Source organism: Streptomyces sp. NPDC058157, assembly GCF_042884105.1.
Classification (GTDB): Bacteria; Actinomycetota; Actinomycetes; order Streptomycetales; family Streptomycetaceae; genus Streptomyces.
The window spans coordinates 1-14,961 of record NZ_JBHVUQ010000179.1 but is presented as its reverse complement, the minus strand read 5'-3'; the positions used below and the strand labels follow the sequence as shown (position 1 = coordinate 14,961).

2 protein-coding genes are annotated in these 14,961 nt (G+C 75.4%); both read left to right on the top strand.

The annotated features are described in order from the left end of the window. Positions 1-6,243: type I polyketide synthase (locus ACFVXK_RS30765; protein ID WP_389617965.1), on the top strand; the 6,243-nt coding region annotated here is incomplete at its 5' end. After that, on the top strand, positions 6,224-14,961 hold an 8,738-nt coding region (locus tag ACFVXK_RS30760), incomplete at its 3' end, for a type I polyketide synthase (protein ID WP_389617962.1). The genes ACFVXK_RS30765 and ACFVXK_RS30760, both read left to right, overlap by 20 nt.

The window sequence follows — 14,961 nt, the reverse complement described above, 5'->3', positions numbered from 1 at the left end:
GTGGAGATGGGCAAGGCCGATCTGCGCGACCCGCAGCGGGTTGCGGCGGAGCATGCGGGGGTGTCGTACCAGTCGTTCGACCTGATCGATGCCGGTCCCCGGCGCATCGGCGAACTCCTGGAAGAAGTCCTCGGCCTGTTCGCCGAGGGCGTCCTGGAGCCGCTCCCGGTGGTGTCCTGGGACGTCCGCCGGGCGGGGGAGGCCTTCCGGTACCTCAGCCAGGCCCGCCACATCGGCAAGGTCGTCCTCACCCTCCCCGCTCCGTTCGAGTCCGACGGCACGGTGCTCGTGACCGGTGGTACGGGCGCCCTGGGCGGTCTGTTCGCCCGGCACCTGGTCACCGGGCACGGGGTCCGGCACCTCCTGCTGCTGTCGCGGCGCGGAGCCGATGCCCCCGGCGTTGCCGAACTGGTCGCGGAGCTGGAGGAGCTGGGGGCGGCATCGGTGACGGTGGCCGCCTGCGACGCGGCCGACCGGGAGGCCCTCGCGGCCGTCCTGGCCGCCGTTCCGGCAGAGCACCCGCTGACCGGCGTCGTCCACGCCGCCGGCGTCCTCGACGACGCCGTCGTCTCCACCCTGCGCCCCGAGCAGATCACGGCGGTGCTCCGGGCCAAGGCCGACGCGGCCTGGAACCTCCACGAACTCACCGCCGACCGTGACCTCGCGGACTTCGTCCTCTTCTCCTCCACCTCCGCTCTCGCCGGCGCCCCCGGCCAGGGCAACTACGCCGCCGCCAACGCCTTCCTGGACGCCCTCGCCGCCCACCGCCAGGCCCACGGCCTGCCCGCCCAGTCCCTCGCATGGGGCCCGTGGGACCTCGACGGGAGCATGGCCGGCACGCTCGGCGACGCCGACCGGCGCCGCATGACCCGCAGCGGCATCCTCCCGTTCACCGCCGCCGACGGCCTCGCCGCCTTCGACGCCGCCCGCCGCACCGGCTCGGCCGTCGCCGTGCCGCTGCGCCTCGACACGGCCCGGCTGCGCAAGGCCGCCGCCCGCGTGCCGGCCCTGCTGCGCGCCCTGGTCCGCACCCCCGCCGCCGCCCGACGGGCCGTCAGCCAGGACGCCGGGCGCGCCGCCGGACCGGCCCAGTGGGCGGGCGCCGACCGGGAACGGGCCCTGCTCGACCTGGTGCGCCGCGAGGCCGCCGCCGTCCTCGGCCACGGCACGGCGGAGGGCGTCCAGCCCACCAAGGCGTTCAAGGAACTCGGCTTCGACTCCCTGACCGCCGTCGAACTGCGCAACCGGCTCGGCGGCGCGACCGGCCTGAGGCTGCCCGCGTCCCTCGTCTTCGACTACCCCACGCCCGCCGACCTGGTGGCCCACCTCCAGCGCGAACTGGCCGGCCCGGACGAGCAGCCGGCCGTCGCGGCGCCCGTCGGCACCCCGGGGCTCCCCGCGGCCGACGAGCCGATCGCGATCATCGGCATGAGCTGCCGCTACCCGGGCGGCGTGGCAGGCCCCGAGGACCTGTGGCGCCTGGTCCTCGACGGAACCGACGGCGTCGGCGCGTTCCCCACGGACCGCGGCTGGGACCTCCCCGCCGCCGACGGCCCCGACGGGTTCCGCCGCGAGGGCGGGTTCCTGCGCGGCGCCGGGAACTTCGACCCGGAACTGTTCGGGATCTCGCCGCGCGAGGCCCTCGCCATGGACCCCCAGCAGCGGCTGCTGCTGGAAACCTCCTGGGAGGCCGTCGAACGCGCCGGCATCGACCCCACCTCACTGCGCGGCAGCGCCACCGGCGTCTTCGCCGGCGCCTCGCCCTCCGGCTATGGAGCCGCCCTCCAGCAGGGCAGCGAAGGACTCGAGGGCCACCTCCTGACCGGCACGGCGACCAGCGTGGTCTCCGGCCGCGTCTCCTACACCTTCGGGCTCGAAGGCCCCGCCGTGACCGTCGACACCGCCTGCTCCTCCTCCCTGGTCGCCCTGCACCTCGCCGCCCAGTCCCTGAGGACCGGCGAGTGCTCGATGGCCCTGGCCGGCGGCGTCATGGTCATGGCCGGACCCGGTATCTTCACCGAGTTCGCCCGCCAGCAGGGCCTCGCCGCCGACGGGCGCTGCAAGGCGTTCTCCGCGGACGCCGACGGCACGGGCTGGTCCGAGGGCGCGGGCGTCCTCGTCCTGGAACGGCTGTCGGACGCCGAGCGCCACGGGCACCAGGTCCTCGCCGTGATCCGCGGCACGGCCGTCAACCAGGACGGCGCAAGCAACGGGCTGACCGCCCCCAACGGCCCGTCCCAGCAGCGCGTCATCCGCGCCGCGCTCGCCAACGCCGGCCTGTCGGCGGCCGAGGTCGACGCGGTGGAGGCGCACGGCACCGGTACGAAGCTGGGTGACCCGATCGAGGCGCAGGCCCTCCTGGCCACGTACGGGCAGGAACGTTCCGGCGACGAGCCCCTCTACCTGGGTTCGCTGAAGTCGAACATCGGGCACGCGCAGGCCGCGGCCGGTGTGGGTGGTGTGATCAAGATGGTCGAGGCGATGCGGCACGGCGTGCTGCCCAAGACCCTGCACGTCGGCGAGCCCTCGCCGCACGTGGACTGGTCGGCGGGTGCCGTGGAGCTGCTGACGCAGGAGCGGGAGTGGCCGGAGACGGGCCGTCCGCGCCGGGCCGGCGTCTCCTCGTTCGGCATGAGCGGCACCAACGCGCACGTCCTCCTGGAACACGACCCCCGGGCCGCGCAGACCGCGAAGCCCGACGGGGGCACGCCCCTCCCCTCCGTCCCGTGGGTGCTGTCCGGCACGTCCGAGGCCGCGGTCCGGGCCCAGGCACAGCGCCTGGCCGCCTCCCCGGCGGCCCCGGCCGACCCGGCCGACGTGGGCCTCTCGCTCGCCACGACCCGGGCCGTCATGGAGCACCGCGCGGTGGTCCTGGGCGCCGACCCGGTCGAGGCACTCGCCGCGCTCGCCGAGGGCCGCGAGGCCCCCGGCGTCGTACGCGGCCACACGGGTGGTGCGCACGCGCAGGCGGTGTTCGTCTTCCCGGGTCAGGGTTCGCAGTGGGTCGGCATGGCCGTCGGGCTCCTCGACTCCTCGCCGGTGTTCGCGGCACGGATCGCGGAGTGTGAGAAGGCCCTCGCCCCCTACGTGGACTGGTCGCTGACGGACGTTCTGCGCTCGGACGACGCCCTCGAGGGTGTGGACGTGGTCCAGCCGGTGCTGTTCGCGGTGATGGTGGCGCTGGCCGAGGTCTGGAAGTCCTACGGGGTCGAGCCGTCGGCGGTGATCGGTCACTCGCAGGGCGAGATCGCCGCGGCGTGTGTGGCCGGGGCGCTGTCCTTGGAGGACGCCGCGAAGGTCGTGGCCCTGCGCAGCCAGGCGATCGACGCCATCGCCGGTCTCGGCGGCATGGTCTCCGTCAGCCTCCCGGCCGCCGATGCGGCGGAGCGGATCGCCGCCTCCTTCGGCGACCGGCTGGCCGTTGCCGCGGTGAACGGGCCGTCCTCGACGGTGGTCTCCGGTGACGCGGACGCCTGCGAGGAACTCGTCGCGGCCCTCGAAGCCGAGGGCGTCCGGGCCCGCCGGGTCGCGGTGGAGTACGCCTCCCACTGTGCCCACGTGGAGAAGCTGGAGGCCGAACTGGCCGACCTGCTCGGCGGACTGGAACCGCGTACCCCTGCCGTCCCCATGTACTCCACTCTCACGGGTGAGCTGCTGGACGGCACGGAGCTGGACGGCGGCTATTGGTACCGCAACCTGCGCAACCCCGTCCTGTTCGAGCAGGCCGTGAACGCGGCCCTGGCCGACGGGTACCGGCTGTTCGTCGAGTCGAGTCCGCACCCGGTCCTGGCGGTCGGGCTGTCGGAGACGTTCGAGGTGCTCGATGCGCCGGAGGGCGGCGTGGAGCCGGTCGCGCTCGGCTCGCTGCGCCGTGACGAGGGCGGTCTGGGCCGGGTGTTCACCTCGCTCGCCGAGGCCTGGGTCAACGGTGCCACCGTCGACTGGGCCAAGGCCTTCGACGGCACCGGTGCCCGGCGCACGGACCTGCCGACCTATGCCTTCCAGCACCGGCACTTCTGGCCGCAGCCCAAGGCAGCCGGTCCGACCGCTCTCGTAGCCGATCCGGTGGACACGGCCTTCTGGGAGGCCGTCGAACGCGAGGACCTGGAGGCGCTGACCGCCACCCTCGACGTCTCCGGCGAGCAGCCCTGGAGCGACGTGCTCCCCGCCCTCTCGCACTGGCGGCGAGAACGCCGCGAACAGGCGGCCGTCGACTCCTGGCGCTACGAGACCACCTGGAAGCCCCTCGCCGCACCGGCCCCGGTGGACGGTCCCACCGGCACCTGGCTCGCCCTCGTGCCGGCCGGCCTCCAGGACCACCCCGTCGTCGGGCCGGTCGTCCGGGCGCTCGAAGCCCGGGGAACGCGCTGCGCCGTCGTCCCGGTCGCCCTGGCCGACGCCGACCGCTCGGCCGTCGCCACGCTCCTCACCGAGCATGGCGACGCACCCGCCGGGATCGTCTCCTTCCTCGGCCTCGACGGCTCCCTCTGGCCCACCGTCGCCCTGCTCCAGGGCCTCGTGGACGCAGGCGTCGAGGCACCGGTGTGGAGCGTGACCACCGGCGCGGCACCCGAGACCGATGCCGGGACCGACCCGGCGCAGACCCGGCTGTGGGGCCTCGGCCGCGTCGCGGCCCTGGAGCACCCCGACCGCTGGGGCGGACTGGTCGACGTGCCGGCCGACCCCGACGAGCGGGCCGCCGCCCTGGTGGCGGGCGTGCTGGCCGGAGGCTACGGGGACGAGGACCAGCTGGCCGTCCGCGCCTCTGGCGTCTTCGGACGCCGGCTGCGCCACGCCTCCCCGGCCCCCGCCCGGCCCGCGCCCCGGACACGGACCTGGCGGCCGCGCGGCACCGCGCTGATCACCGGCGGTACGGGGGCGCTCGGCGCCCACGTGGCCCGCTGGCTCGCCGCCAACGGCGCCGAACACCTCGTCCTGACCAGCCGGCGCGGCCCCGACGCACCCGGCGCCCAGGAACTGGCCGCGGAACTCACCGCCCTCGGCGCCCGCGTCACCGTCGAAGCCTGCGACGCCACCGACCGCGCCCAGGTCACCGAGCTCGTCCGGCGGCTGCGCGCGGACGGCGACACCCCCGTACGGGCCGTGCTGCACGCCGCCGGCGTGTCGCACTCCGCACCGCTCGCCGGGCTGGACCGCGACGCCCTCCACGCGGTCCTCGCCGCCAAGGAGACCGGCGCGGAAGTGCTCGACGAACTCTTCGCCGAAGACGACCTGGACGCCTTCGTGCTGTTCTCCTCCGTCGCGGGCGTGTGGGGCAGCGGCAACCAGGCCGCCTACGCGGCCGCCAACGCCCACCTGGACGGCCTCGCCCGGCGCCGCCGGGCCCGCGGACTGACCGCGACCTCCGTCTCCTGGGGCGCGTGGGCCGACGGGGGCATGGTCAGCGACGGGGTCGCCAACCACCTGCGCCGCCGCGGGCTGGCCGCCATGCCCAAGGACCTGGCCGTCGCCGCGCTGCGGCGGGCCGTGGAGGACGACGACACCTGCGTGACCGTCGCCGACGTCGACTGGGGCCGCTTCGCGGAGGGCTTCACCGCCCGCCGGCCCAGCCCGCTGCTCGGCGAACTGCCCGAGGTGCGCGAGGCCCTGGCCCGCGCCGGGACGGACGCGGACCCCACCGCCCGGCCCGACGCGGAGAACCCCGCCGACGTGCTGCGCGGCCGCCTCGCGGAGCTGTCGGAGCCGGAGCGCGAGACGCTCGTACTGGGTCTCGTACGCGAGCAAACCTCGACAGTGCTCGGGCATGATTCCCCCGGGGCGGTCAAGCAGAACCAGCCCTTCAAGGACCTCGGCATCAACTCGCTCACCGCGCTGGAGCTGCGCAACCGGCTGGGTGCGGTGACGGGTCTGCGGCTGCCCGGAGCACTGGTCTTCGACCACCCCACGCCGTCGGCGGTGGCCAGGTACGTCCTGGCCAAGCTGATGCCGGCGGGGATCGGGACGGGCCCGGGCGGCGGCGACGCGTCCGCCGGCTCCGGCCACGGCGACGAGGCGGCGGTCCGTGCCGCACTGGCCTCCGTCCCGGTGTCCCGGCTGCGGGAGGCGGGCCTGCTCGACGCCCTGCTGCGGCTCGCCGACGGCGACGGCGGCAATGGCGGGAACGACGGGAACGGCGGGAACGGCGGCGACGAGGTCGACGGCGGCGCCGACGGCAGCGAAATCGACGACATGGACGCCGAGAGCCTCATCGAACTGGCTCTGGGTGGCGGTACGAACCTTTGATGGCGTTCCCGACGACGTCCTGGTCGACGTCGGCGGGCGAAGTGTGGAGTGCATGATGGCCAACTCTCCGGACAAGATCCTCGAAGCGCTTCGGGCGTCGCTGAAGGAGACCGAACGCCTCCGGCAGCAGAACCAGCAGCTTTCCGCCGCCGCGCGGGAGCCGCTGGCGATCGTCGGCATGAGCTGCCGCTATCCGGGGGGCGTACGCAGCCCCGAGGACCTGTGGCGGCTCGTGGACTCCGGGACCGACGGGATCGGCCCCTTCCCCACCGACCGCGGCTGGGACGTCGACGCCCTCTACGGCGGCGACGGGGCGGGCTCCGCCACCTACGAGGGCGGGTTCGTCCACGACGCCACCGAGTTCGACCCGGAGTTCTTCGGGATCTCGCCGCGCGAAGCCCTTGCCATGGACCCCCAGCAGCGCCTGCTGCTGGAGGCCTCGTGGGAGGCCGTCGAACGGGCCGGCATCGACCCGGCCTCGCTGCGCGGCAGCAGCACCGGCGTCTTCGCCGGTGCCTCGGCGTCCGGCTACGGGGCCACCCTGCACAACGCGCTGGAGAGCTCGGAGGGGTACTTCCTGACCGGTACCGCCGGCAGCGTCGTCTCCGGCCGCGTCTCCTACCTCCTCGGCCTGGAGGGGCCGGCCGTCACCGTCGACACCGCCTGCTCCTCCTCCCTCGTCGCCGTCCACCTCGCGGCCCAGGCGCTGCGCGCCGGCGAGTGCTCCCTGGCACTCGCCGGCGGCGTCGCCGTCATGGTCACGCCCGGCGCGTTCAGCGAGTTCAGCACCCAGGGCGGACTCGCCTCCGACGGCCGCTGCAAGTCGTTCGCCGCCGGCAGCGACGGCACCGGCTGGTCCGAGGGCGTCGGCGTCGTCCTGCTGGAGCGGCTGTCCGACGCACAGCGCAACGGCCACCGCATCCTCGGCGTGCTGCGCGGCTCCGCCGTCAACCAGGACGGCGCCTCCAACGGTCTCACCGCCCCCAACGGCCCGTCCCAGCAGCGCGTCATCCAGCAGGCCCTGAACAACGCGGGCCTGACGTACGCCCAGGTCGACGCGGTCGAGGCGCACGGCACCGGAACCGTGCTCGGCGACCCGATCGAAGCCCAGGCCCTCCTCGACACCTACGGCCGGGAACGGTCCGACGGACAGCCGCTGTGGCTGGGCTCGCTCAAGTCCAACATCGGCCACTCCCAGGCCGCCTCCGGCGTCGCCGGCCTCATCAAGATGGTCATGGCGCTCCGGCACGGAGTCCTGCCCAAGACCCTCCACGTAGACGAGCCGACCCCGCACGTCGACTGGGCCTCCGGCGCGGTCGAACTGCTCACCGAGGCGCGCCCCTGGCCCGAGACGGGCCGGCCGCGCCGCGCCGCCGTCTCCGCCTTCGGCGTCAGCGGTACCAACGCGCACGCCATCGTCGAAGAGGCCCCGGCGGCCGACGACACCCCGCCGGCCGACGACGACGCACCTTCCGCCGCCACCGCGCCGGTCCTGCCCTGGACGCTGTCCGGCACCGACGACACCGCCCTGCGCGCCCAGGCCGGCCGGCTGCTGGAATCCCTCGGCGCGAACACCTCCGGCGAGGACACCCGTGAGGGTCGTCCCGGCGACCGCCCCCTCGACATCGCCCACGCCCTGGCCACCACCCGTGCCGCGCTCCACCAGCGGGCCGTCGTCCTCGGCACCGGCCGCGACGACCTCGTCCGCGGCCTCGAGGCGCTGGCCGCCGGCCGGACCGGGCCCGGCCTGGTCACCGGCCGCGTCCGCGACGGCCGGACCGCTTTCCTCTTCACGGGGCAGGGCGCGCAGCGCGCGGGCATGGGCCGGGAGCTGTACGCGGCCTTCCCCGCGTTCGCGGACGCGCTGGACGCGGTGTGCGCGGAGATCGACCCGGTGCTGGGGCGGTCGCTGCGTGAGGTGATGTTCGCGGAGGACTCCGCCGAGCTGGACCGCACCGAGTTCACCCAGCCGGCGTTGTTCGCGATCGAGGTCGCGCTGTACCGGCTGGTGGAGGGCTGGGGCATGCGCCCCGACTACCTCCTGGGCCACTCCATCGGTGAGATCGCCGCCGCTCATGTGGCCGGGGTGTTCTCGCTGGCGGACGCGGCGCGCCTGGTGGTGGCGCGTGGTCGGCTGATGCAGGCGCTGCCGTCCGGCGGCGCGATGGTGTCGGTGCGGGCCTCTGAGGCCGAGGTGGCCGAGCTGGTCGCCCCGTACGGGGACGTCAGCATCGCCGCCGTCAACGGGCCGGCCTCCGTGGTGGTCTCGGGTGCCGAAGGCTCCGTGAACGCCATCGAGGGCGTGCTGGCCGACCGCGGCGTGAAGACCAAGCGGCTGACCGTCAGCCACGCCTTCCACTCCCCGCTCATGGACCCGATGCTGGACGAGTTCCGGCAGGTGGCCGACAGCCTCACCTACCACGCCCCCGCGATCCCGCTCGTCTCCGACGTCACCGGCCGCACCGCCACCGCCCGGGAACTTCGCGACCCCGCCTACTGGGTGCGGCACGTCCGCGAGGCCGTCCGCTTCGCCGACGGCCTCGCCGCCCTCCACGACCTGGACGTCACCCGCTTCGTCGAACTCGGCCCCGACGGCGTGCTCTCGGCGATGGGCGCCGACTGCCTCGCGGACGCCCTCTTCGTGCCCGTCCTGCGCAAGGACCGCCCCGAGACGCAGACCGCGGCCGCCGCGCTGGCCCGCGTACACGTCGACGGCGCCACCCCCGACTGGACGGCCTTCTTCGCCGGCACCGGCGCCCGCCCCGCGGCCCTGCCGACGTACGCCTTCCAGCACCGCCGCTTCTGGCCGACCCCCGCCCCCGCCGCCGGACCGGCGGCCGCCGCGGACGCCACCGCCGACGAGACCCGCTTCTGGGCGGCCGTCGAGGAGCAGGACCTCGCCGGGCTCGCCGCCGCCCTCGACGCCGACGACACCGCCGAACCCCTTCTCGGCGAACTGCTGCCCACCCTCTCCCGGTGGCGCCGCGACCGCCGCAGTCGCTCCACCGTCGAATCCTGGCGGTACCAGGTCACCTGGACGCCGCTGCCGCAGGCCACCGGAGCGGCCCCCACCGGCACCTGGCTCCTCGTCGAGCCGGCCGGCGCCGCCGACGTGCAGGCCGACGCCTGCGCCGCCGCCCTCACCGCGCGCGGCGCCGACGTCGTACGGCTGCCCCTCGACCCCGCCGCGGACACCGACCGCACCGCCCTCGCGGCACGCCTCGCCGACGTCCTCGCCGGCCGCCCCCTCGCCGGCGTCCTCTCCCTCCTCGCCCTCGACGAGACCCCCCACCCCGGCCACCCGGCGCTCCCGGCCGCCGTGCCCGCCACCGTCACCCTCCTCCAGGCCCTCGGCGACACGGCCGACACCGTCGGCACCGGCCACGACGCGGCCCCCGCGCCGCTGTGGACGGCGACCCGGGGCGCCGTGGCCACCGGCCGCGCCGACCGGGCCGTCAGCCCCGCCCAGGCCGCCCTCTGGGGGCTGGGCCGGGTGATCGGCCTCGAACGGCACCGCCAGTGGGGCGGCCTCGTCGACCTGCCCGAAACCCTCGACGAACGCTCCGCCGACCGCCTGTGCACCGTCCTCGCCGGCCACACCGCCGCCGAAGGACAGGGCCGCGAGGACCAGGTCGCACTCCGCGCCGCGGGCGCCTACGCCCGCCGCCTCACCCGCGTCACCCCCGGCGACCCCGCCGCCGACTGGCAGCCGCGCGGCACCGCGCTGATCACCGGCGGTACGGGGGCGCTCGGCGCCCACGTGGCCCGCTGGCTCGCCGCCAACGGCGCCGAACACCTCGTCCTGACCAGCCGGCGCGGCCCCGACGCGCCCGGCGCCGGCGAGCTGGCCGCCGAACTCACCGCCCTCGGCGCCCGCGTCACCGTCGCAGCCTGCGACGTCACCGACCGCGACGCGCTGGCCGCCGTCATCCACGCCGCCGAGGCCGACGGCCCCGCCGTCCGCACCGTCGTCCACGCCGCCGGCATCGGCCGCGCCACCCTCCTGTCGACCACCGACGCCGACGAACTCGCCGACGTCTTCACCGCCAAGACGGCCGGAGCCGTCCACCTCGACGCCCTCTTCGACGCCGACCGCGAACTCGACGCGTTCGTCCTGTTCTCCTCCATCTCCGGCGTCTGGGGCAGCGGCGGCCAGGCCGGCTACGCCGCCGCCAACGCGCACCTCGACGCCCTCGCCCTGCACCGCCGCAGCCGCGGGCTGACCGCCACCGCCGTCTCCTGGGGCCCCTGGGCCGAGGGCGGCATGGCCGCCGGCGACGAGGACCGGCTGCGGCGCCAGGGCCTGCCCGTCATGGCCCCCGACCTCGCCGTCGCCGCCCTGCGCCAGGCCCTCGCCGACGACAGCCCCCACACCGCGGTCGCCGACGTCGACTGGGCCGCGTTCGTCCCCGGTTTCACCGCCGCCGGTCCCCGGCCGCTCCTCGCCGGCGTCCCCGAGGCGCTCACCGCCCAGACCACCGGGGCCGCGGGCCCCGCTCGGGACACCGCCGCGGGCGCCACGGACACCGCCGCCGAGCTGCGCCGCAAGCTGTCCGCCCGGACCCCCGCCGAACAGTCCAGGCTCCTCCTCGACCTCGTACGGGCCCAGGCCCGCGCCGTCCTCGGCCACACCTCCGCCGACGCCGTCCCCGCCGACCGAGCCTTCCGCGAGCTGGGCTTCGACTCCCTCACCGCTGTCGAACTGCGCAACCTGCTGGGCGCCGAGACCGGCCTCACCCTCCCCGGCACCCTCGTCTTCGACCACCCCACCCCGGCCGCACTCGCCGAACACCTCCGCGGCGAACTCGTCACCGGCGACCCGGCGGCCGACCCGGCCGCCGCCGCGGACCGCACGATCCGCCCCTCCGGCCCCGCGGACGGCGGTGACGACGACGACCTGATCGCCATCGTCGCCATGAGCTGCCGCTACCCGGGCGGCGTGGCCGGTCCCGACGACCTGTGGAGCCTCGTCGCCGAAGGCCGCGACGGCATCACCGCCTTCCCCACCGACCGCGGCTGGGACGTCGAGGCGCTCTACCACCCCGACCCCGACCACCAGGGCACCAGCTACACCCGGCACGGCGGCTTCCTGCCCGGCATCGCCGACTTCGACGCCGACTTCTTCGGGATCTCCCCGCGCGAGGCCCTCGCCATGGACCCCCAGCAGCGCCTGCTGCTGGAGGCCTCCTGGGAGGCCGTCGAGCGCGCCGGCATCGACCCCGCCACGCTCCGCGGCAGCCGCACCGGAGTCTTCGCCGGAGGCTCCTCCTCCGGCTACGGCGCCGGGGTCCGCCAGAGCGTCGAGGGCGCCGACGGCCACCTGCTGACCGGCACCGCCTCCAGCGTCATGTCGGGCCGCGTCTCCTACGTCCTCGGCCTGGAGGGCCCGGCCGTCACCGTCGACACCGCCTGCTCCTCCTCCCTGGTCGCCCTGCACTGGGCCGCCCAGGCACTGCGGAGCGGCGAGTGCACGATGGCCCTCGCCGGCGGTGTCGCCGTCATGCCCACCCCCACCGCCTTCGTGGAGTTCTCCCGCCAGCGCGGCCTCGCCGAGGACGGCCGCTGCAAGCCGTTCTCCGCCGACGCCGACGGCACCGGCTGGGGCGAGGGCGTCGGCATGCTCCTCCTGGAGCGGCTCTCCGACGCCCGCGCCAACGGCCACCCCGTCCTCGCCGTGGTCCGCGGCTCCGCCGTCAACCAGGACGGCGCCTCCAACGGGCTGACCGCCCCGAACGGCCCGTCCCAGCAGCGCGTGATCCGCGCAGCCCTCGCCAACGCCGGTCTGTCGGCCGCCGAGGTGGACGCGGTGGAGGCGCACGGCACCGGTACGACGCTGGGCGACCCGATCGAGGCCCAGGCCCTGCTGGCCACGTATGGGCAGGAACGTTTCGGCGACGAGCCGCTGTGGCTCGGCTCCGTCAAGTCGAACATCGGCCACCCGGCCGCCGCCGCCGGTGTCGCCGGCGTCATCAAGATGGTCCAGGCGATCCGCCACGGCGTCCTGCCGCCCACCCTGCACGTCGGCGAGCCGACCCCGCAGGTCGACTGGTCGGCGGGGGCGGTCGAACTGCTGACGCAGGCACGCGACTGGCCCGAGACCGGGCACGCCCGCCGCGCCGGCGTCTCCTCCTTCGGCATCAGCGGCACCAACGCCCACGTCATCCTCGAACAGGCCCCGGAGGCCGTGCCGGTGTCCGAGCCGGTTACGGCTTCCCTCGCTCCGCTTCCGGCGGTGCCGTGGGTGGTGTCCGGCCGCACGCCGGAGGCACTGGCCGCACAGGCCGGCCGCCTCGCCGCGTTCGCGGCCGGCCCCGGAGCCGGCACCCCCGAACGCGACACCGCGTACGCCCTCACCGGCTCCCGCACCCCCTTCGAACACCGGGCCGTCGTCCTGGGCACCGACCCCGTGGCGGGCCTGGAGGCGCTGGCACGCGGCGAGTCCGCGCCCGGTGTGGTGCGCGGCGCGGCCCTCCAGGGCCTGACGGGCTTCCTGTTCACGGGGCAGGGTGCGCAGCGCGCCGGTATGGGCCGCGAGCTGTACGACGCCTTCCCGGCCTTCGCGGAGGCCCTCGACGCCGTCTGCGCCCACGCCGACACGCAGCTGGACCGCCCGCTGCGCGAGGTGATGTTCGCCGACGATTCCGCCGAACTGGACCGCACGGAGTTCACGCAGCCGGCGTTGTTCGCGATCGAGGTCGCGCTGTACCGGCTCGTGGAGAGCTGGGGGCTGCGCCCGGACTACCTCCTGGGCCACTCGATCGGCGAGATCGCCGCCGCTCATGTGGCCGGGGTGTTCTCGCTGGCGGTTGCGGTGCGTCTGGTGGTGGCGCGTGGTCGGTTGATGCAGGCCCTGCCGTCCGGTGGTGCGATGGTGTCGGTGCGGGCCTCTGAGGCGGAGGTGGCCGAGTTGGTCGCCTCGTATGAGGACGTGAGCATCGCCGCCGTCAACGGGCCGAAGTCTGTGGTGGTCTCGGGTGCCGAAGACTCCGTGACCGCCATCGAGGGCGTGCTGGCCGACCGTGGCGTGAAGACCAAGCGGCTGACCGTGAGCCACGCGTTCCACTCGCCGCTCATGGACCCGATGCTGGACGAGTTCCGCGCAGTCCTGGACTCCGTCGCGTTCACCGCGCCGGAAGTCCCGGTGGTCTCGAACCTCACGGGCGCCGTGGCTTCCGCGGGAGAGCTCTGCTCGCCCGAGTACTGGGTGCGGCACGTCCGCGAGGCCGTCCGCTTCGCCGACGGCATGGCCGCACTGGCGGCCGAGGGCGTCACCCGCTTCGTGGAGCTGGGCCCGGACGGCGTGCTGTCCGCCATGGGTGCCGACTGCGTCGAGGACGCGGTGTTCGTACCCGTGCTGCGCAAGGACCGTGACGAGGCCGAGGCCGCCGTCGCCGCCCTGGCCACCGCCCACGTGCACGGCGTGCCGGTCGACTGGGCCGCGTACTTCGGCGCGACCGGAGCGCCGCGCGTGGACCTGCCGACGTACGCCTTCCAGCACCAGCGCTACTGGCCCAAGGCCGGCGCCGGTGCGGCCGCCGACGCCGGCGGTCTGGGCCTCAGCCCCGCCGTCCACCCCCTGCTGGGCGCGGCGGTCTCCGTCGCCAGCGGCGACGGAGCACTCCTCACGGGCCGCCTGTCGGTCCGCACGCACCCCTGGCTCGCCGAACACGCGGTCCTGGGCTCGGTCCTGGTACCGGGGACGGCGTTCGTGGAGCTGGCGGTGCGTGCGGGTGACCAGGTGGGTTGTGGTCGGCTGGTGGAGTTGACGATCGAGGCGCCGTTGGTGCTGCCGGAGTCCGGTGGTGTGCAGGTGCAGGTCGTGGTCGGTGCCGCGGACGAGGCTGGTCTGCGGTCGGTGGACTTCTTCTCGCGTGCTGATGCGGGGGAGTTCGACGAGCCGTGGCAGCGTCATGCCTCGGGTGTGGTGGGTGCCGAGGAGCCTGTCGCGGGTGTCGACCTGTCGGCGTGGCCGCCGGCCGGTGCCGCCGAGGTCCCGGTGGAGGGGCTGTACGAGCGCCTCGCCGAGGCCGGATTCGTGTACGGCCCGATCTTCCGCGGCCTGACGTCGGTGTGGCGCTCCGGGGACGAGGTGTTCGCGGAGGTCGCGCTGCCCGAGGAAGCGACGGGCGACGCGGGCCGGTTCGGCCTCCACCCCGCGCTGCTCGACGCGGCGCTCCACGCCCTGGTCCTGGCCGACGGCGGTGGCGACACCCCGCCGGAGCAGGGCCGCACCTCCTCGGGCGGCCACCTGCCGTTCGCCTGGTCGGGGGTGTCCCTGCGTGCCGCCGGTGCGTCGCAGTTGCGGGTGCGTTTGACGCCTGCGGGTGTGGGTGCGGTGTCGCTGGCTGTCGCGGATGGTGCCGGTGAGCCGGTTCTCGTGGTGGATTCGCTGGTGCTGCGTCCGGTCGACGGCCGGGTGGCCGTGGTGTCCGGCGGGGTGGACCGGGATTCGCTGTTCCGGCTCGACTGGGCCCCGGTGGCTGTGGCCGACGCGTCGGGCGACGGTGACTTCGTCGTGGTCGACCTGACGTCCGACGACGAGGTAGAGGTGCCTGGGGCCGCGTTCGCGGCGGCTTCGAGGGCTCTGGAGCTGGTGCAGGGCTGGGCGGATGAGGACCGGGCCCTGGTGCTGGTGACGCGGGGTGCCGTGGCCGCCGGTGAAGACTCCGATGTCGCGGATGTGGCGGCTTCGGTGGTGTGGGGTCTGGTGCGTTCCGC